The organism is Allochromatium palmeri (genome assembly GCF_009720725.1).
Lineage (GTDB): Bacteria > Pseudomonadota > Gammaproteobacteria > Chromatiales > Chromatiaceae > Thermochromatium > Thermochromatium palmeri.
The window spans coordinates 83,783-102,002 of sequence record NZ_WNKT01000004.1 but is presented as its reverse complement, the minus strand read 5'-3'; the positions used below and the strand labels follow the sequence as shown (position 1 = coordinate 102,002).

Sequence of the window (18,220 nt, the reverse complement as noted above, 5' to 3'; positions counted from 1 at the left end):
CGGATCTTCCTTAAAGCTGAGTTGAGTCGAAGTGGCCGGAGCGGTCGCGCTGGTTTGACCGCTCAACCGAGCTACGGTACCGTACCTGCAAACCCGGATTCAAACCCTAGATGAAACAACCCAAGACCCCGCCCCCGCCAGCGTTCGAGCAAGCCCTGACCGAACTGGAAGCCGTCGTCGATGCCCTTGAACAGGGCGAGATGACGCTCGAAGACGCGCTCGCGGCCTTCGAACGCGGCATCGGTCTGACCCGTGTCTGTCAGCAGGCGCTGGAAACGGCTGAGCAGCGGGTGCGTATCCTCACCGACGCCCGGCCGGACGCCGAGCCAGAGCCATTCGACAACCCATGACCGATCACACACTGGATGACTTCCGCGCGCGCTGCGCCGCGCGCGTCGAAACCGCGCTCGACCAGATCCTGCCGCCCGTGAGCGTGCAGCCGTCGCGATTGCACGAGGCCATGCGCTACACAGTGCTGGCCGGCGGCAAGCGCATCCGTCCGCTGCTCGCCTATGCCGCCGGCGAGGCACTCGGACTCGACGCTGCCCTGCTCGACCGCTCGGCCTGTGCCGTTGAGATGATCCACGCCTATTCGCTGATCCACGACGATCTGCCGGCGATGGACGACGACGATCTGCGCCGCGGGCGTCCGACCTGTCATCGCGCCTTCGACGAAGCGACCGCGATCCTGGCCGGCGACGCGCTCCAGACGCTCGCCTTCCAGGCCCTGGCCGAAGCGCCCGGACTGAGTGCCGAGTCGCGCGTCGGCATGGTCGCGGCGCTCGCCCGTGCCAGCGGCGCACGCGGCATGGTCGGTGGTCAGGCGATGGATCTCGAAGCCGAAGGCACGCCGCTCGATCTGGTGCAACTGGAGAACATCCACATCCACAAGACCGGCGCCCTGATTCGCGTCTCGGTACAGATGGGCGTGCTGGCGCATGGCGGACTCGACGCCGATCCGGCCGAGCGTCTGGACCATTACGCCAAGTGTCTGGGTCTGGCATTCCAGATCCAGGACGACGTGCTCGACGTCGAGGGCGACACGGCCCAGATCGGCAAGACCGCCGGGCGTGACCAGGCACTCAACAAGGCCACCTATCCGGCCCTGGTCGGTCTGGCCGAGGCCAAGGCCATGGCCAATCAGCTCATCACCGAGGCCATTGAGTCGGTCGCCATCTTCGGCGAGCGCGCTCAGCCGCTGATCTGGATCGCCAACGCCCTCCTGGGACGCAAGCACTGAAGCGATGTCGAACGTTACGATGGGCATCGCTAGGCGCTGTCCATCCGACCACGCCGAGGCCATATCCTAAGGCCGGCATGACATTGAACCGCCGCCCCCTCGAACCGCTCTAACCCCGGCACTCGGCCCTGTCAGCCAGTTCGACTTGGCCGAGCCACAAGCCGCCCCCATCTTCCAGCCAATCATCCCGACGACGACACAATTCTCATGGAGCCATCGACCACATCCCCCTGTTCGACCAATGCCAGCTGCGAGATCGCAGATGTCCAGGGGAGCGCGGATACCCGCCGCATCGCCATCGACCGGGTCGGCATCAAGGACATCCGCCATCCGGTGCGGGTACTCGACCGCAGCGGCGCTGAGCAGCATACGGTCGCGAACTTCAACATGTACGTCTATCTCCCGCACGACTTCAAGGGCACGCACATGTCGCGCTTCGTGGAGATCCTCAACCGCCACGAGCGCGAGATCAGCGTGTCGTCTTTCAAGACCATGCTCAGCGAGATGTCCGAGCGCCTGGAGTCGGAGGCTGGCCATATCGAGATGCGCTTTCCCTTCTTCATCAACAAGAAGGCGCCGATCTCGGGGGTCGAGAGTCTGCTCGACTACGAGGTCACCTTTATCGGCGAGATCCGCGACGGTCAGCCGCGTCTGGAACTCAAGGTCATGGTGCCGGTCACCAGTCTCTGCCCCTGTTCCAAGGAGATCTCGGCCTTTGGCGCGCACAACCAGCGCTCGCACGTCACGGTCCAGGTGCGCATGGAACGTTTCATGTGGCTGGAGGAACTGATCGAGCTGGTCGAGCGCGAAGCCTCGTCCGAACTCTATGGTCTGCTCAAGCGCCCGGACGAGAAGTTTGTCACCGAGCGCGCCTACACCAATCCCAAGTTCGTCGAGGATCTGGTGCGCGACGTGGCCAAGCGGCTCAATGACGACCCGCGCATTCTCGCCTACATCGTCGAGGCCGAGAACTTCGAGTCGATCCACAACCATTCGGCCTATGCCCTGATTGAGCGCGACAAGACCGCCGAGGCCACACTCTGAATCCGGTCGAACCCCGCTGTCTGCTGCTGCATGGCTTCACCGGCGGCGGGGCCGACTGGTCGAGCGTCTTTGCCGACGATCCAAGATGGCTGGCCATCGACCTGCCGGGGCATCTCACCAGCCCGGATCCGACGAGCGACTATCCAGAGGTCATACGCGATCTGCTCGATGCGCTGCCGGCGAGCATCGATGAAGTCATCGGCTATTCGCTTGGCGGGCGGATCGCGCTCAGTTTCATCCAGCTTGCGCCCGAGCGTTTTCGGGCTGCCACCATCATTTCGGCCCATCCAGGGCTGCTCGATCCGGCGATGCGCGAACAACGCCGGCTGGCCGATCAGGTCTGGATCCGGCTGCTGCGCGATCAGGGAATCGAAGCCTTCGTCACGGCCTGGGAGCATCAGCCACTCTTCAAGACCCAGGCACGGCTGCCAGCCGAGATCCTGGCACGCCAGCGTGCGCGACGTCTGAGTCAGCGCTCCGAGGGGCTGGCCAGCGCGCTCGAACGGCTCGGTTTGGGCGAGATGCCCAGCACCTGGGAGGCGCTCGCGTGCTACCAGGGTCGGCTCGATTGGATTATCGGCGGCGAGGACACGCGCTTCCAGGCGATCGCGCATGAAGTCTTGGCGCACCGCCCGGCAACCCGACTGGTCGTACTGGAGGGCGTGGGTCACAATCCACTGCTGGAAGTGCCCGAGCGGCTGCGCGCCCGTCTCGACACACACCCGGACCATTGACCCGATTACAGACCTTGAACCCGGTCCGGGTTTCGGCGTCTCATGTCCGAACTTCAATCCATACACCGCTCGATCCGTTGTTATGTTAAGCCATTCCATCTCCGGGGCCGGGTACCTGCTACAGGGTCTGCGGCTCATCACCCGTCCCGGAATCAAGCGTTTCGTGGCCATTCCGCTGCTGTTGAATATGCTGGTGTTCTCGGCGGCCATCTATGTCGGCGTACAGCAGTTCGAAGCCCTGATGGGCTTTATGGACTCCAAACTCCCCAGTTGGCTCGATTGGCTCGACTGGTTGCTCTGGCCCCTGTTCATCCTGTTCTTGCTGGTGGTGGTGTTCCAGACCTTCGGTCTGCTCGCCAACCTGATCGCCGCGCCCTTCAACGGACTGCTGGCCGAGAAGGTCGAGCTGATGCTGACCGGCCGCCCCATTGAGCAGGACGGCGATTACGACCGGCTGCTGGCCGAGCTGGGGCCGACGCTGCTCGACGAGTCGCGCAAGCTCGCCTATGCCCTGCTGTGGGCGATCCCCTTTCTCGTGCTGCTGTTCGTGCCCGTCGTCGGCACGGTGCTCTGGTTCCTCTATACGGCCTGGATGCTGGCGGTCGAATACAGCGACTATCCGATGGGCAATCATGGTCTGCGTTTCGGCGAGATCCGCCGCCGACTGCGCGAACGACGCGCGCTCAGTCTCAGTTTCGGCGCCGCCGCCGCCGGGATGGCGATGGTTCCGGTGCTCAACTTCCTGCTGATGCCCAGCGCGGTGGCCGGCGCGACGGCTATGTGGGTGCGCGAGTTCCGACCGGCCAACGGCTATCAGGGATCGCATCAGTCGCGCGTGGCCACGCATTATGTCCTGTTGACCATCGACCATCTCTCGGGACGCATGAATGGCGAGATCCTCGCCGGTCCGCTCACCGGCCGCACACTCGACGCCGCCGAGACCGCCGAGCTGCTTGATCTGCTCAATCTGTGCTATCGCACCGACGCCGAATCGGCCGAGGCGCTGGAGGCCTATCTGACCCATGAGCGCGGTCAGCGTTTCCAGGAACCGCCGCCGCGCCCGGATGCCGGACGCGCGCCGCCACCGTCGCCCGATCGACCCGGCCTGGACGAAAACGAGGCACGCGCCATCCTGGGGCTGGCGCCCGAGGCGGGCGCCGATGACATCCAGGCGGCCCATCGACGCCTGATCCAGCGTCTGCATCCGGATCGCGGCGGCTCGGACTATCTGGCCGCCAAGGTCAACGAGGCTAAGCGGGTGCTGCTGTCACCTCGCTCTTGACGCGCAGCAGATCGACGCGATGGGGCTTGAGGAAACGCGCGCCCTCGGGTGTCAGATGACGCTCGAAGGCGGCGCGGATCTCGGCCAGACGTACGGCGTCGAGGTCGTGGTCGGTGTGCGTGACCTGGATGAAGCGCTCGGCGAAGGCGTCCCAGTTCAGATAGACGCCTTCCGACTGATAGAACACCTGACGCTCCCAGGTGAAGCGCCCTGAGGCGACCGCGCGCTCGATGGCCTCATAGGCTGCCGTGCGCACGAGGCACTCGTCATGGATGAGCCGCATCACCTCGTTGAGTGCGCCCCAATAGACCGGCTCGGAGAGATAAACATAGCCGCCCGGCACCAGCACGCGCTGAATCTCGGCGAGCGCGCGGTCCATGAGATCGACAGGGACATGGTGGAGCGACTTGAACAGAAAGACGCCTTCATAGGTGGCGTCCGCATCGGCGATCGACTCAGCGCCGCCGACACGAAACTCGACCCTGGGCAGATCCTGGATGGCGAGATTCTTCTGGTGCTGGATGCGGTCGACCTCGGTCGCCGTCACCCGACGCGCGCCCAGGCGGGTCGCCAGCAGCCGGGTCATCCAGGCCGCGCCACAGCCCAGCTCCAGCACCTGGTGCCCGTTCACCTCGACCAGATCCTCAATGACCTGGATCTCGTCGCACAGTCGGTAGGCTTCGGGGTCAGTCTGGATCATCTGTCTCGGCATGGTGATTTGGTCCAAATTCGCAGTTGTGTTCAAAGCGTTCGAGTCCTAATGTCGATGGCGAGGCATACTTTTTCATCATCCCGCACAGGAGCCGAAACGGATGAACCAACATCACACATGGCTGGATAGATGGCTCTCGATCCTCTTTCTCTATACCGAAAAGCTCGTGCTCGTCGGCGTCGGCGGGCTTGCCCTGGTCGGCATCGGACAGCTGATGTGGGGCATCTATCAGCAAGGCGCGATCCGGCTGGAAGACCTGCTGATGATCTTCATCTTCATCGAGATCATGGCGATGGCCAACGTCTATTTCTTGCGGCGTAGCGTGCCCTTCACCTATCCGATGTTCATCGCCGTCACGGCGCTCTCGCGTCTGATCGTACTCCAGGGCAAGGAGGGCAGCTCAGAGGGTCTGATCTACGAAAGCGGCGCCATCCTGCTCATCAGTTTCGCCATCCTCGTCATCCGCTTCAGTCAGCAGTTCAGTACCGATGCCCTGGAGCAGCGCGAGGATCGGCACGAATAAGCCGCATTATAGCGTTCACACTCTCTGACGGACGGTTGCCCCACATGCTCGTGATCGAACTCATGGCCTATCTCGCCATCGGCGCACTCTCCGGCGTGCTGGCCGGACTCTTTGGCGTCGGCGGTGGCGCCATCATGGTTCCAGCCCTGATGCTGCTCTTCGGCGCACTTGGCCTCGGCGGCGACTGGATGGCGCATCTGGCGGTCGGAACCTCGCTGGCGACCATCATCGGCACCGGAGCGGCTTCCACGCTGGCGCACCATCGGCGCGGCGGCGTGCGCTGGGACATCGTCTGGCCGCTGGCGCCAGGCATCGTCATCGGTGCTCTGGCCGGCGCGGCCCTGGCCGGCTGGATTCCCGGTCTCTGGCTGCAACGGATCTTTGCGGTCTTTCTGGCCTATGTCGGGGTCCGTCTGCTGCTGACGCCCGCTGCATCCGTCTCGGCATCGCATCCGCTGCCCGGTCGGGCTGGACTGGCGGGCGTAGGCGGCGGGATCGGGATGCTATCGTCACTGGTCGGAATCGGCGGCGGGACGCTCACCGTGCCTTTTCTGGGCCGTCACGGCCTGGAGATGCGCCAGGCGGTTGGTACCTCGGCGGCGTGCGGATTGCCGATTGCGCTGGCTGGCGCGCTGGGATTCGTGCTGACCGGTTGGGGACGCGCTGGACTACCGGCGTTCAGCACCGGCTTCGTCTACTGGCCGGCGGTCCTGGCCATGCTGATCGCCAGCATGCCGATCGCCCCGCTCGGCGCCCGATTGGCCCATGCCCTGCCCGTGGACCTGCTCAAGCGGCTCTTCGGTGGCCTGTTGCTGCTGATCGCCATGCGCCTGGCTTTTTCTTGAGTGGCGCCGGCCTTTATCGAGCCGTGTTTGGACTCAGGACCAGCCGCCGATAGAGATAGAGCTGACCGTTTTGGTCGCGCAGTGCCAGCCGGCCCTGGTCCAGAGCAAACTCGAAGGTCTGAATGAAATTCTCAGCGCGATTGCTCAGCTCCACCCGCGTGTCCTGGAGACGGATCTCGCCCTCGACATACCCCCGACAGGCCGAATAGAGCCGGTAGAACCCGCCCTGAACGATCAGGAGTCCGCCCTGGTTGTCTTCCCAGAGTCCCTCCAGCGAGGTGCCGCTCCAGGGCATGGCGCCGCCGCTCGCATTCTGCATGGCGCGCCACGCCGAATCCGCCATGGCGCTGGCCTGGGGGATCGCTTGATCAGGCCGGGTCGCCAATGCCCCAGGCATCTGACCCGGCGCTGACAGCGGCAATGGCGGTCCCTGGCCCTGATCGAGATTCGCCGTAAACCCCATGCTCTCCATCATGCGCGCGATGGCGTGCGCCATGGCTTCGGCGGCTGTCTGTTGAGCGGCGGCCGGCTGGGGCGACAACCCACCGAGCATCAGGGTTAGGATGAGGGCGTGGCTCGCACGCCGGCGAAGGATGGACGATCGAGCTTGAATGGCTGGCATGAAACGCTGGGCGCACAACACGGACGCCGAACCGGTGATGGAGGCTGGAGGAGATTCCCACAAGCGCGCCAGTGTAACAGAGCCGGTCACTCGGTTCCTGCCTCATCAGAACGCGGCTGAGCCTCGCCGCCGGGTTCGGATTGGCGTGGTGTCGTCTCCCGGAAATCGCGCCCCGGCACCGGCGGCAGGAGTTCGCGCAGACGTCGCGGCTCCAGACCCAGACGCTCGGCATAGAGGATGCGGTAGGTCAGAACGCGCTCGACATAGCCGCGCGTCTCGGCGAAGGGGATGCTTGCGATCCAGAGATCGGCCTCCATGCAGGTCTCCGGCAGCCAACGGCTGACGCGCGCCGGGCCGGCGTTATACGCGGCCGTGGCCAGGGCTGCATGGCCGAAACGATCGCGCATCCGGGTCAGATAGGCGCTGCCGAGCGTGATATTGCGTTCAGGATCGAGCAGATCCCAGCGCGAGGGTTTCGCCAGTCCCAGCTCAGCGGCGACCTCGACGGCGGTCGCCGGCATGAGCTGCATCAGACCGACAGCACCCGCCGGCGAGGCGATGGTGCGGGCGAAGACGCTCTCCTGACGCATCACGGCCTGAATCCAATCGGGTTCAATGCCGATCTGCCACGCCTGTTCGGCGGCCAGATCGCGATAGGCGAGCGGAAAGCGGATCTCCAGGTCGTCCCAATACCCCGAGCGGGCGAGCATGACGATGGCCTGATCGTGCCAGCCACGTTCATGGGCGAGCCGGGCGGCGACCATGAGACCGTCGCTATCGAGTCGACCGGCGAGCGTGCGCCACTCGCGCCGCACATCGACCTCACGACCGAGTTGATCGAGCGCGAGGATGCGCCGATAGGCCGGATCCTGGGCCAGCGTCTGGAGTCGTTCGGGCGCCACCGGCACCGGACGGTGGTCCAGGTTGTAGGGTTGGTCCAGACGGTCGGCGGCCATGAAGCCCCAGAAGCTGCGTTCGCGGGCCGCCTCGGTGAGCGTTGCGCGCGCGGTCTCGGAGTGTCCGAGAAACTCCTGGGCCACACCAAGCCAATAGAGCCAGCGCTCGCGCTTGATCTCGCCATCGGGCAGGCGCTCGATCCATTTGGCCAGCCAGTCCCAGGCGCGGAGCCTGATGGCCGCGCGCAGACGGCGCTCCTGCTCGGGCAGATTGTCGGCGTTCGGCTCGACGGCGTCCCAATAGAGCAGACCCAGCCGATCGCCCGACTCAGTCAGGGCACGACCGACGGCGACCTGCGCCTGCTCGCGTGCCGCCGGATCGTTCGCCAGCTCCGGCTCCAGACGCCGCAACGCCAGTGCCGCGCGTTCGAGATCGCTCCGTGCCAGCGTCACGATGCCGTGTGCCAGGATGGCGGCGCGCATGGGGTGGGTCTCCTGGAACCGACTGGCGTCCAGAATGCGCTCAGGCTCGCGATCGATCGACAGCCAGAGCGCGAGCCAGGGCCGCTCGGACTCGGGTAGCCGCTGACCGAGATAACGGGCCAGACCTGGACGTCCGGCCTCCAGCGCCAGCCGGATACGCGCCCAGACCCGTTCGGTCGTCAGATGTCCCGCAGCGCTCCAGTGCGCGAACACCGAGTCACAGGCATCGGGCCGCGACTGGCTCGACAGCCAGATCGGCTCGACCTCAGGAAGCGCTTCCTCGGCGCGTCCGGTCTCGATCAAGGCGCGCAGAAAGAGACAACGCCGCTCGACCGAGTCGTCGGGTTGATAGAGGCGCGCATAGTCTGCCCAGCGCCCGGCATCGGCCAGTCGGCGCAGATAGGCCAGACGCAGCCGCTCGGCCAGAGGGGTGTCGGGATAGTCGGCGAGAAAGGACTCGATGCGTGCGTCCGGCGCCTGATCCAGATCGCGCGTCAGCTCCGCAAACAGCAGATAGGGATAGAGCGGATCAGCACGCAACTCATTGGCCAGCGTCTGAAAGGTCGCCAGATCGCCGCGTTCGAGTGCCGACTCAGCGGCGAGGAAGCCCTCGCGCGTGTCGGCGCGTACCTCCAAGGCGATGAAACAGGAGACGGCGAGCCATGCAAGGGTTAGCATGGCCGGCAAACAGGCCGCACACCGCGACCGCCTCGACAACGACAGACTCATCGGATTTGTCACAGTTTGGAGCCATGTATATGCGAATGACCATTGTAGCCATCATTCTCCTTTTAGTCGGTGCCTGCGTCGGCGGCGTCATGACGCTCGCCTTCGGCTGGAACATAGGCGCGGCGAGTGGAATGGTGGTCGGCACTCAGGCCGGCGTCTGTCTCGCCGTCGAGACCGCGCGCCGACAGGGTGTGATGGACGAGGCCGAACTGAATGCGCTGGTCGCCACCAGCATCGCCCACATCCGCGCCGAGGGTGAGTCGGTGCCGCTGCAAACCGAGATCGACTGGGTCGAGGATGCCGCCGGCTGCACCAAGCTGGTCGAACAGCTCGATCAATAAGCCTGCATCCGGTGTCAGCGGACGCTCGACGTCGCCGACGCCGGTTTATACTTTGGCATGTAGGGACTGACGATCCGACTCCAAGTCACTTTGCGTGAGGAGGTGTACCCATGCCAACGATTCGACAGCCTGCCGTGGCCGATCGCTTCTATCCGGGCGATCCCGCCGAGCTACGCCGGATGCTCGATGCCCTGCTCGCCGAGCCGCATCCGTCGACATCCTTCCAGCCCGGCACGATACCGCCCAAGGCGCTGATCGTACCCCATGCCGGTTATATTTACTCTGGCCCCATCGCCGCCACCGCCTATGCCACACTGGCTGCGGTGCGCGGTCAAATCCAGCGCGTGGTGCTGCTGGGTCCATCGCACCGTCTGCCCTTTGTGGGACTGGCGGCGAGCAGTGCTGATGTTTTCGCTACGCCGCTTGGACCAATCCCCATTGATCAGGCGGCTGTCGAGCGCGCCCTGACGCTGCCGCAGGTCCAACGGCTCGACGCCGCGCACGCCCAGGAGCACAGCCTGGAGGTCCAGTTGCCCTTCCTGCAACAGGTGCTCGACGACTTTACGCTGGTTCCGCTGGTGGTCGGCGAGGCCACGCCCGAGTCGGTGGCCGAGGTGCTGGATCTGCTCTGGGGCGGCCCCGAGACGCTGATTGTCGTCAGCTCGGACCTGACGCACTATCTGGATTACCGCACCGCGCAGCGCATCGACGCCGCGACCTCCGAGGCCATCGAGGCGCTACGTCCCGAGTCGATCGGCTATGATCAAGCCTGTGGCCGCGCCCCATTGAACGGTCTGCTGACTCTGGCACGACGACGCGGACTCAGGGCCGAGACCCTGGATCTGCGCAACTCAGGCGATACGGCTGGATCACGCGATCAGGTGGTGGGTTATGGTGCCTATGCATTCCATTGACACGACTGAGACGGCGACCGAACGGCCCGTCTACGACGCAACAGAGCGCACGGCCCTGCTCGACATCGCCGCACGCTCGATCACGCACGGACTGGCGCATCAGCGACCGCTGGATCTGGACCCGCACGACTATCCCGAGCCGCTGCGCGCTATCCGCGCCACCTTCGTCACGCTGGAGCATGGCGAGAATCTACGCGGCTGCATCGGCGTGCTGGAGGCCTTCCGCCCGCTGGTCGTGGATGTGGCCCGGAACGCCTTCGCCGCCGCCTTCGAAGATCCGCGCTTTCCGCCGCTGCGTGCCGCCGAGTATCCCGAGCTGACGCTCAAACTCTCGGTCCTGACACCCGCCGAACCGCTGGCGTTCGACTCCGAAGCCGATCTGCTCGCTCAGATCCGGCCGGGCGTCGACGGACTCATTCTGAGCGACCGCCGCCATCGTGGCACTTTTCTGCCTTCGGTCTGGGAGCAACTGCCCAATCCGCACGACTTCCTTGAACATCTCAAGCGCAAGGCCGGGCTGCCGATGGGTTACTGGTCGGATAGTCTGCGTGTTGACCGCTATCGAACCGAGTCGTTCGGTGAGCGAATCAGCCGACTCCAGCAGACCGTTTGAACCGCCACGACATCCTGGACGCGAAGACAAAAAGCAGCGCCTGTTGGTCTTCATGAAATAGACGCGGTTGTCTCAGTGTCCCTTTTTCACATCCCGCTCAAGAACTGGGACACGATCGGCGTGACCATGATCCGAGCCAGTGGCGCGGGCCTTGAGTACATGTTCCTCAAGGCCTTCGACATCCAGGATGGAGAGCATCGCGGAGCGTTCGTTGCCCAGGTCGGGACGCACCACGGCCTTGGTCAACACGGATTTGCCGGCGAGCTCGGAGCCATAGCAGGCGATGCTGCGGTTGGGGATCTCAGGGCTGTCCATGATGCGGTCGATCACGATCCCGAGAATGCCTTCGTCTTCCTGGACACCGGCGCGCGGCTTGACCTTGACGAGCAGAATGCCGTCGCTGTCTGGGTTATAAGGCCGGTCATTCAGACCCAGAAGCTCGTACAGCGAGATGACTCCGACAGTCTGACCAACGTAGGAGAAGACGCCGATGAAGCCTGGATTCGAGCACACCAGCGGCGTGATCTGCTGGTCGTTGATGGAGCAGATGACATTGCAGGATTCGACACCGAACAGCCGCCCGCCGATCAGGAAGGTCGAGATGTCGGTGGTGACCTCATTGCCCGAAGGCTGCGGATAGCGCTGGCGCTCCGGCTGAGTCTGGTGACCATCGTGCCGTCCGCTCGGGCGCTCGCCACCGACAGCGGCGACCGAACCGATCTGCATGAAGACGAGCGCGATCACATCGTTGCGATAATGGTCTTCCGGCCCCTTGTATTCGCGATAGCCTCTTGAGGCACGCGCGCCGACCACGAAATAGGCGCCCTGGTACTCGACGATGTTGGATACGCCGGCGCCGGGCTGGAGGGCGAAGAATTCCGGGTCCAGCTCCAGACTGGTGCCGGGTAGCATCTGCCCGCGCGTCGAGGCGATTACCTGGCGATTCGAATCGGCGAACACGGCAAAGCAGCCATCGAGAATCTCGCCGCGCTCGCTCTTCGGCAGGGCGTCGCGCAGCATGGCGGCGAACTGAGGTTCGGAGTCGAAGACGATGCCGATGCCGCCGACCACCTGTTGGGGATTGTCGAGCGCAGTCACCGAGGCGCCGTAGATGTAGGTGTGGCGGTCGCCATAGAGCCAGGTTCGCGCAAAGGGCGAGACGCTGTAGATCTGGGAGTCGCGGATGGCCAAGGTCTCCATCACCCAGGATTCGCCGAGCTTGCTGCCGATAGCCTGGCTGAAATCCGGATTGGATACCGCGACGATGGTGCCGAGCCGGTCGTAGAGAAACAGATTGGTGTAGACCGTGTAAAGATTGTTGATATAGGCCAGGATGGCCTCCAGAGTCCCGCGCGGCTCGTCGGTGATCCGGTCGCCGGCCAGGGTCTTGCGGAAATAGGAGGTGAGCGCCCACCAGCGGCAGTCGTTGGCACGCTCGTAGAGATTGCGGTCCATGATGTCGATAGCGAGCGAGGCGCGAAACTGCACGTCGGCGAGGATGGAGGACACTACGGTCTGATTCAGGTTGCCGATCGACTCCTCGAACACCTCCTTGGTGCGCGCGCCCGTCTTGCTGATCTCGCCGAGCAGGGTCTTCGAGAAACTGTTCTCGCCCGACTTGGTGTTGGCGATGCGGACATTGCCGTTCCAGACAGTGACGTCGAGTTCTTTCTGGATCTTGTCGGCCTGGCGCGGAATGTTGCGCAGCGCATCCGAGAACAGGGTCGAGCGGCGCATGACCGCGTCCAGGATATGACCGGCGATCTGATCGGCGCTTTCTTCCGGGTTCTTCTCGAAGGCATAGCTCAGCGGAACCATCACATGACCGAGCCAGCCGGGTCCGGCATAACCCTGATACCCCTTGGTGGCGCAGGTGGTGGCGAGATATTCGCGCCCGGCGAAGCGGGCGACCCGGTAGGCCAGACCGGGTTCCGGACGCATGCGGGCACCGACCTGGATGTGGTGCTCGTCGCTGCTGGCAATGACCCGCCCGTCACGATCGAGCAGCATCAACACCTCCCCGCCGTCGGCGGCGATCAGATGCTGGAAGACGCCGGCCATCTCGTCCTCGAAGCGGAACATCAGGCAGAGCACGCCGAGCACTCTGGACTTGGGCGAATTGTTCTCGGTGATGCGATAGGCATAGATCAGGCTGCGCTCCCGCCGCGGGTCCAGATCCGACGCCCGGTAGACCTCAACGTAGTCGCGGCTGGTCTCGATCGCCTCGCGGATCAGCGGATCGCGCGACTGGCTGACCGGATTCTCGTCGTCGAGCTGGGCGAGCACCTGCCCGGTCGGACTCAGTAGTACGATATTGTCGTAGACCGAGTACTTGGCGACATACTCGCGAAAGCGGCTCTTGATGGCCTCCATCTGATAGGTGCCGGCGCTTGGCCCAAAACCGTCGACACGCGCTTCGCGGCCATCGTCGTCACCTGCACCGCTGTCTTCGGTGGTGCCGAGCGCGGCAATGAAATCGCGGAAATCGTCGTCCGTTGCCAGAAAGCCGATGTCGGCTGTGCGCTCGAACAGGTTACGGATCACGATGTCCACCGCCACCTGAGCCTTGGCCTGCATTTCCGCGACCGTCTTCTTGAGGTTTTCCGTCCCCAGATGGTGGAGTAGCTCCTTGGTGAGATTCTGGAAACCCTCGCGCGTCTCGGTCATGTCCATGCCGATGTTGCTCATCTGCCCGAGTAGCGTCAGCAAGTTCCAGCGCTCGGACAGGGCGTCCAAATTGGTGCTGTATGCCCTAACCTGGGGCATGTGCGACATCAGCGAATCCACCCTGGCGGGTTCGGGGGCGAGCGAAGGAGCGGTCGAGTTAACCATAGCAATCAGATCCTTAGCAGAGCTGGCCTAGCCGGGCCGGAGCGTTGGCCGCGACCGGCGCGGAACCCGATCAAAATATCAGGCAAGTCTCGCACCAGGATAATTCGTTGCACCTGCCGACAGACCAAGCGCTGGCTGGAAGCCGGGCTGGCGCCACGACAGACGGTGGTCAAGGTGTCGATCGACGGCTTCAGGAGGTGAGCCAGCGGTCGATCCATTCCAAGCCGCGTGCTTTGTCGGGACAGAGGATCACGGCGTGGCGGTCTGGGGTCTGCGCATCGGGTCGGACGAGCGCGCCGGCCGCCGAGAGCGCCGCCGCCTGGTCGTCGGTAAGCGGCTCGGTGCCGAAGAGCGAGATCACCAGCCCGCCTGGCACCGGCGGCGGTGCCTCGAACGGCTCGCCGTCCATGAGCGCCACCCAGGCCGGCACGAAGTCCGGTCCATAGAGTTCGAGAAAGCCATTGGAGCCGCGCAGATGGGCCTCGATCGGCTGTCCGCCGATCAGCTCCAGATTGCAGAGTCCGGTATACCCCGACAAATGACGCTCGACCCAGTCGCGGACGCGCACGTCGAGTTCGGGTCGTTCGACGCCCACCTCCCAGTAAATCGGACGCGCGCGATCCTTGCGTTCCGAGGCGCGGGTATGGGCCAGCCAGACCACCTGGCCCTCGCGCACCAGACAGTCGGTGCTGCTGTGTTCGCCCTCCAGCCGCTCGCACCAGAACAACCCAGGTTCGTTGGGGACGGCCTCGGCACGCACCGCGCGCGCCTGGAGCGCCATGCCGGCCAGATTGACGATCGGCTTGACGAATACCCAATCGTCCGGCGCCAGACCCAAGGCGCGCGGATCGACCCCGCAGGGCGCGGCGCGCAGACCGGCGTCGAGCGCCACGCCGAGCTTGTCATAGACATGCCGATGGGCGGGATTCAGCCGCCAGGCGGCGGCATCGTTGACCGCGACCTCGGATCGCGGCGTGGGTTGGAAGAGCGGCGCGCGTTCAGGCAGGACTCCGATGAACATGGGATTTGGACCAATCGTCTACGACGCTCTAGGTTATGGACGCGACCTCGCACAGGCTCGACTTGAACGGCGGAAAGCCGCTGATCGGATCGAGATGCCGATCATCGGTCAGCTCATTGACGTTGGCGCTGTTCCAGCCGTGGGTGCAGTGGACCACGCCCGGCTTGATGCGCTCGGTGACGCGCGCGACGAAACGCACCGCTCCGCGCGGCGAGCTGACCTGGACCGGCGCGCCGTCCTGAATGCCGCGCGGCTCGGCGTCGCGGGGATGGATCTCGACCAAGGGGTTGGGAATCGCCCGGCGCATGCGCTGGATGTACTGATGCTGTGAATGGGTGTCGAACTTGGTGCGTGCCCCACTGGTCAGGACCAGCGGATAGTCGCGGGCGATCTCAGGCGTCGAGAGCGGACTCTCCGCCGGTTCGCGATAGATCGGCAGACCCTCGTGTCCAGCCGCGCGCAATTCAGCGGCGTCGAACTCGACCTTGCCGCTCGCGGTCGGAAAGCCGCGCAGCCGATAGAGCCGGTCAGCGTCGAGAAAACCATGCTCGACCAGATCCTCGATCGCCTCGGCATAGACGGTGACGCCGTCGGGATTGGTGTAGACCTCCTCGCGGATCTCCTCCGGGATGCCCTCAGCAGCCTCGGCCCAGCTCGCTTCCAGATCGCCGTTCCAGAACTGCTCGCCCATGCCCAGCCGCACGCCGAGTTCCAGGAACATCTCCCCATCCGGACGCGCCTCGCCGCGCGGCGCGACCACCGGACGCCGATAGCGTAGCTCGCCCTGATAGGCGCAGCCCGGATAGGCGATCAGCGCCGGGCGTTCCAGACTGGTCGCCGCTGGCAGCACGATGTCGGCCTGGAGCGTGGCCGGATTATGGAAAAAATCGGTGGCGGCGAAGAAATCGAGCGACCCGAGCGCCTGTTCCATGCGTTTGGAGTTGGGCCACATGGCGGTGTTGATGCCCATGGCTAGCAAGGAACGCACCTGCTGCGGGCGGCCATCGAGGATGCAGTCGGGCAGCAGCATGCTCTGCCCCGCCGGCCAATACTTGGTCCAGACCGGATAGACCTCATCGCCGATGCGCGGCGGCAGGCTGTTGCGACAATAGTCGAACAGCTCGATCGGCTTGGGCAGCACCTTGTCGTTGAAGAAACGGTTGCCGCCCTCGCGGTCCAGATTGCCGGTCACGGCCGAGAGCAGGATGAGCGCGCGGTGGTTCTGGAAGCCGTTGCTGTGCTGAACGGTCGAGGTCGGCGAGAGCGTGATCTGGGCCGGCAGCGTGGTGGCAAAGAGTTCGACCGCCGCGCGCAGGTCGGACTCGGCGATGCCGCAGATGGAGGCCACCCGCTCGGGCGTGAACTCGGCCACATAGTCCCTGAACGCCTCGACACCCGAACACCATTGATCGAGGAACGCCTGATCCTGCCAGCCATTGGCAAAGATCAGATGATGGAAGCCGAGCGCCAGCGCGCCATCGGTGCCGGGACGGATCTGGAGGTGGATGTCGGCCTGATCGACCATGGGCGTGCGGCGCGGATCGACCACGATCATGCGCCGTCCGGGCTTGAGCGTGACCAGACCATGGGTGTCGAACGGCGGGATCGAGCCGCGCGGATTGGTCGACCAGATCAGATGACAGCGCGTCTTGGGCGAGACCACGGTCGAGGTGGTCTTGATCTTGTAGCCGAAGGTGACCTTCTCGGCCACCATGGTCGCGGAGAAACAGCAGCCGCTCTCAGTCAGATAGTTGGGCGAACCAAAGGCGTGGGCAAGCCGCTGGAGTTGGGGACGCGCTTCCTTGGTATAGCCGGCGAAGAAGGCCACCGCCGGCGCGCCATGGGCGTCACGGGTGGCGCTGAGCCGTTCAGCGATGGTGTCGAGTGCCTCGTCCCAGGAAATGCGTTCGAACTGGCCGCTGCCGCGCGGTCCGACCCGCTTGAGCGGATAGAGCAAACGCTCGGGATGATTGCGCCGGTCGAGTTGGGCGTAGCAGCGCGGACAGTCCGGCCCCTGGACGGCGATCGGTTCGCCGCTGTCGTCGAACTCGACCTGGATCGGGCAGTTGGCATCGCATTCGTAGCAGGTGCTGGGCTTGGTGGGCATCTCGATGGTCTCGCGCGACGATGGGGGTTCGTGGTTTCATGCGGAATGGTCCTCAACATGACGTCCGATTCATGGAAACCAAGCCTAGACCCGACTACAGCGGCCACGGCCTGCTGAATCTGATGAGCACTGTGATCCAGGCGCGCGGCGGACGGTGCGAGCATCCGCCGCTGGCCGGACTGGGGCTGGACACTCTGACGTGCGCGACCAATCTGGTGCTGCTGGTCATCGACGGACTGGGCGCCGACTGGCTGGAACGACAGGCGCCGGATGGCGTGCTCAGCCGAGCGCGTTGGGGCGCGATCAGCTCAGTGTTCCCAACAACTACGGCCTCGGCGATCCCGACCTATCTGACTGGACTGTCGCCGCTTCAGCATGGTCTGACCGGCTGGTTCACCTATTTCGGCGAGTTGGGATCGGTGATGGCGGTTCTGCCCGGCAAGCCGCGCTATGGCGGGGTGTCGTATCGCGCGGCGGGGATTGATCCGCGTCAGCTTTTCGCCCACCGCTCGATCTTCGACCGCATCGGCACGCGCGGCATCACTGTTTCGCCGCGCTTCATTGCCTATTCGGACTTCAACCGCGCGCATCTGGGGCGCGGCGAGGTGCGGCCCTTCGAGTCGCTGGACGAGATGTTCCAACAGACGTGGCGAGTGATCCGGCCGCGCAAGCGTTGGGGGCGCTCGCCTCAGCGACGCGAGCGGCAGTATCTCTATCTCTATTGGCCGAGGCTCGATTCGATCGGGCATGAGCATGGCATGGAGAGCGCCGCAGCCCTCGCCCATCTGGCTGAGATCGAACAGGCACTGGAGGCGTTTCTGAGTGCGGCGGCGGGGACGGATACGGTGCTGCTGGTCTGCGCCGATCATGGTCAGATCGACATCCAGCCCGAGGATGTCATCGATCTCGCCAATCATCCCGAGCTGGTCGAGTGTCTGACGCTGCCGCTGTGCGGCGAGCCGCGCGCGTCCTGGGCGACGGTCCGTGCCGACAGCGCGCGGCGCTTCGAGGACTATTGCGCTAGCGAGCTGGGTGGACTGGTCGAACTGATCCCAAGCCGACAGGTGATCGCGGACGGCCTGCTCGGTCCGGGGCCGGCGCACCCGCACATCCGCGATCGGGTCGGCGATTACTGTCTGCTGCCGCGCGCGCGGCACGTCCTGCGCCAAACCCTGCCCTTCGAAACACCGCATGTCCATATCGGCGTTCATGGGGGTCTGAGTGAATCGGAACTGCGGGTGCCTCTGTGTCTGTTTGAGCTGTAGATGGTGCGGCAACGAGT

17 protein-coding genes are annotated in these 18,220 nt (G+C 64.6%); 11 read left to right on the top strand and 6 right to left on the bottom strand.

What is annotated here, in order from left to right:
- Positions 1 to 110 precede the first annotated feature (110 nt).
- The 5 genes from GJ668_RS03500 (at position 111) to cysZ (ending at position 4,300) form a co-directional block, all read left to right on the top strand.
- The gene (locus tag GJ668_RS03500) at positions 111 to 350 is read left to right on the top strand and encodes an exodeoxyribonuclease VII small subunit (protein ID WP_155448738.1); all 240 of its coding nucleotides are present in this window, start codon (positions 111 to 113) and stop codon (positions 348 to 350) included.
- Positions 347 to 1,240, top strand: coding sequence for a (2E,6E)-farnesyl diphosphate synthase (gene ispA, locus GJ668_RS03495; protein ID WP_155448737.1), 894 nt, complete (start codon positions 347 to 349; stop codon positions 1,238 to 1,240). Before GJ668_RS03500 ends, ispA begins: the two co-directional genes overlap by 4 nt.
- A gap of 207 nt (positions 1,241 to 1,447) precedes the next feature.
- Positions 1,448 to 2,284 (top strand): GTP cyclohydrolase FolE2, encoded by an 837-nt coding sequence (folE2, locus tag GJ668_RS03490; RefSeq protein ID WP_155448736.1) that lies wholly within the window; start codon positions 1,448 to 1,450, stop codon positions 2,282 to 2,284.
- Positions 2,281 to 3,018: an alpha/beta fold hydrolase gene (locus GJ668_RS03485; protein ID WP_155448735.1), complete on the top strand. Its 738-nt coding sequence runs from the start codon at positions 2,281 to 2,283 to the stop codon at positions 3,016 to 3,018. The genes folE2 and GJ668_RS03485 overlap by 4 nt, the downstream gene beginning before the upstream one ends.
- An 82-nt stretch (positions 3,019 to 3,100) precedes the next feature.
- Positions 3,101 to 4,300 carry a sulfate transporter CysZ gene (cysZ, locus tag GJ668_RS03480; RefSeq protein WP_155448734.1) on the top strand — a complete coding sequence of 400 codons (1,200 nt, stop codon included), beginning with the start codon at positions 3,101 to 3,103 and terminating at the stop codon, positions 4,298 to 4,300.
- On the opposite strand, the gene GJ668_RS03475 is transcribed toward cysZ, so the two are convergent.
- Positions 4,269 to 5,012 carry a class I SAM-dependent methyltransferase gene (locus tag GJ668_RS03475; RefSeq protein WP_155448733.1) on the bottom strand — a complete coding sequence of 248 codons (744 nt, stop codon included), beginning with the start codon at positions 5,010 to 5,012 and terminating at the stop codon, positions 4,269 to 4,271. The two genes, cysZ and GJ668_RS03475, sit on opposite strands and share 32 nt — an antisense overlap.
- 100 nt (positions 5,013 to 5,112) lie before the next feature.
- Between GJ668_RS03475 and GJ668_RS03470 the strand changes: the two genes are divergently transcribed.
- Both GJ668_RS03470 and GJ668_RS03465 read left to right on the top strand, forming a co-directional pair.
- The gene (locus GJ668_RS03470; RefSeq protein WP_155448732.1) at positions 5,113 to 5,535 is read left to right on the top strand and encodes a phosphate-starvation-inducible PsiE family protein; all 423 of its coding nucleotides are present in this window, start codon (positions 5,113 to 5,115) and stop codon (positions 5,533 to 5,535) included.
- Positions 5,536 to 5,579: 44 nt separating this feature from the next.
- The gene (locus tag GJ668_RS03465; RefSeq protein ID WP_155448731.1) at positions 5,580 to 6,380 is read left to right on the top strand and encodes a sulfite exporter TauE/SafE family protein; all 801 of its coding nucleotides are present in this window, start codon (positions 5,580 to 5,582) and stop codon (positions 6,378 to 6,380) included.
- 13 nt (positions 6,381 to 6,393) lie between these two features.
- Here the strand turns inward: GJ668_RS03465 and GJ668_RS03460 are convergent, their stop codons facing one another.
- A complete protein-coding gene (locus GJ668_RS03460) occupies positions 6,394 to 7,002 on the bottom strand; it encodes a hypothetical protein (protein ID WP_186342855.1) in 609 nt (202 codons plus the stop codon).
- Positions 7,003 to 7,088: 86 nt separating this feature from the next.
- The gene (locus tag GJ668_RS03455; protein WP_246194613.1) at positions 7,089 to 9,059 is read right to left on the bottom strand and encodes a transglycosylase SLT domain-containing protein; all 1,971 of its coding nucleotides are present in this window, start codon (positions 9,057 to 9,059) and stop codon (positions 7,089 to 7,091) included.
- Positions 9,060 to 9,139: 80 nt separating this feature from the next.
- On the opposite strand from GJ668_RS03455, the gene GJ668_RS03450 reads away from it, so the two are divergent.
- From GJ668_RS03450 to amrA, 3 genes are all read left to right on the top strand, one after another.
- The gene (locus tag GJ668_RS03450) at positions 9,140 to 9,451 is read left to right on the top strand and encodes a hypothetical protein (RefSeq protein WP_155448728.1); all 312 of its coding nucleotides are present in this window, start codon (positions 9,140 to 9,142) and stop codon (positions 9,449 to 9,451) included.
- Between the two features lie 110 nt (positions 9,452 to 9,561).
- Entirely contained in the window at positions 9,562 to 10,365 is an 804-nt protein-coding gene (gene amrB, locus GJ668_RS03445) for an AmmeMemoRadiSam system protein B (protein WP_155448727.1), read from the top strand.
- A complete protein-coding gene (amrA, locus tag GJ668_RS03440; RefSeq protein ID WP_425482469.1) occupies positions 10,352 to 10,978 on the top strand; it encodes an AmmeMemoRadiSam system protein A in 627 nt (208 codons plus the stop codon). The genes amrB and amrA overlap by 14 nt, the downstream gene beginning before the upstream one ends.
- 72 nt (positions 10,979 to 11,050) lie before the next feature.
- Here the strand turns inward: amrA and GJ668_RS03435 are convergent, their stop codons facing one another.
- From GJ668_RS03435 to GJ668_RS03425, 3 genes are all read right to left on the bottom strand, one after another.
- On the bottom strand, positions 11,051 to 13,753 hold the full coding sequence (locus GJ668_RS03435; RefSeq protein WP_246194612.1) for a chemotaxis protein CheW: 2,703 nt from the start codon (positions 13,751 to 13,753) through the stop codon (positions 11,051 to 11,053).
- 247 nt (positions 13,754 to 14,000) lie between these two features.
- On the bottom strand, positions 14,001 to 14,831 hold the full coding sequence (locus tag GJ668_RS03430) for an ATP-grasp domain-containing protein (RefSeq protein WP_155448724.1): 831 nt from the start codon (positions 14,829 to 14,831) through the stop codon (positions 14,001 to 14,003).
- Positions 14,832 to 14,859: 28 nt separating this feature from the next.
- On the bottom strand, positions 14,860 to 16,938 hold the full coding sequence (locus GJ668_RS03425; RefSeq protein WP_155448723.1) for a molybdopterin-containing oxidoreductase family protein: 2,079 nt from the start codon (positions 16,936 to 16,938) through the stop codon (positions 14,860 to 14,862).
- A 71-nt stretch (positions 16,939 to 17,009) separates the two neighbouring features.
- Here GJ668_RS03425 and GJ668_RS03420 point away from each other — a divergent pair, with 71 nt between their 5' ends.
- Positions 17,010 to 18,203, top strand: a complete 1,194-nt coding sequence (locus GJ668_RS03420; protein ID WP_155448722.1) for an alkaline phosphatase family protein — start codon at positions 17,010 to 17,012, stop codon at positions 18,201 to 18,203.
- The last annotated feature ends 17 nt before the right edge of the window (positions 18,204 to 18,220 follow it).

Coding starts and splice junctions, on each gene's coding strand:
- GJ668_RS03500 (WP_155448738.1), top strand. CDS start 111: ATGAAACAACCCAAGACCCCGCCCCCGCCAGCGTTCGAGCAAGCCCTG.
- ispA (WP_155448737.1), top strand. CDS start 347: ATGACCGATCACACACTGGATGACTTCCGCGCGCGCTGCGCCGCGCGC.
- folE2 (WP_155448736.1), top strand. CDS start 1,448: ATGGAGCCATCGACCACATCCCCCTGTTCGACCAATGCCAGCTGCGAG.
- cysZ (WP_155448734.1), top strand. CDS start 3,101: ATGTTAAGCCATTCCATCTCCGGGGCCGGGTACCTGCTACAGGGTCTG.
- GJ668_RS03475 (WP_155448733.1), bottom strand. CDS start 5,012: ATGCCGAGACAGATGATCCAGACTGACCCCGAAGCCTACCGACTGTGC.
- GJ668_RS03470 (WP_155448732.1), top strand. CDS start 5,113: ATGAACCAACATCACACATGGCTGGATAGATGGCTCTCGATCCTCTTT.
- GJ668_RS03465 (WP_155448731.1), top strand. CDS start 5,580: ATGCTCGTGATCGAACTCATGGCCTATCTCGCCATCGGCGCACTCTCC.
- GJ668_RS03460 (WP_186342855.1), bottom strand. CDS start 7,002: ATGCCAGCCATTCAAGCTCGATCGTCCATCCTTCGCCGGCGTGCGAGC.
- GJ668_RS03455 (WP_246194613.1), bottom strand. CDS start 9,059: ATGCTAACCCTTGCATGGCTCGCCGTCTCCTGTTTCATCGCCTTGGAG.
- GJ668_RS03450 (WP_155448728.1), top strand. CDS start 9,140: ATGCGAATGACCATTGTAGCCATCATTCTCCTTTTAGTCGGTGCCTGC.
- amrB (WP_155448727.1), top strand. CDS start 9,562: ATGCCAACGATTCGACAGCCTGCCGTGGCCGATCGCTTCTATCCGGGC.
- amrA (WP_425482469.1), top strand. CDS start 10,352: ATGCATTCCATTGACACGACTGAGACGGCGACCGAACGGCCCGTCTAC.
- GJ668_RS03435 (WP_246194612.1), bottom strand. CDS start 13,753: ATGTCGCACATGCCCCAGGTTAGGGCATACAGCACCAATTTGGACGCC.
- GJ668_RS03430 (WP_155448724.1), bottom strand. CDS start 14,831: ATGTTCATCGGAGTCCTGCCTGAACGCGCGCCGCTCTTCCAACCCACG.
- GJ668_RS03425 (WP_155448723.1), bottom strand. CDS start 16,938: ATGCCCACCAAGCCCAGCACCTGCTACGAATGCGATGCCAACTGCCCG.
- GJ668_RS03420 (WP_155448722.1), top strand. CDS start 17,010: ATGGAAACCAAGCCTAGACCCGACTACAGCGGCCACGGCCTGCTGAAT.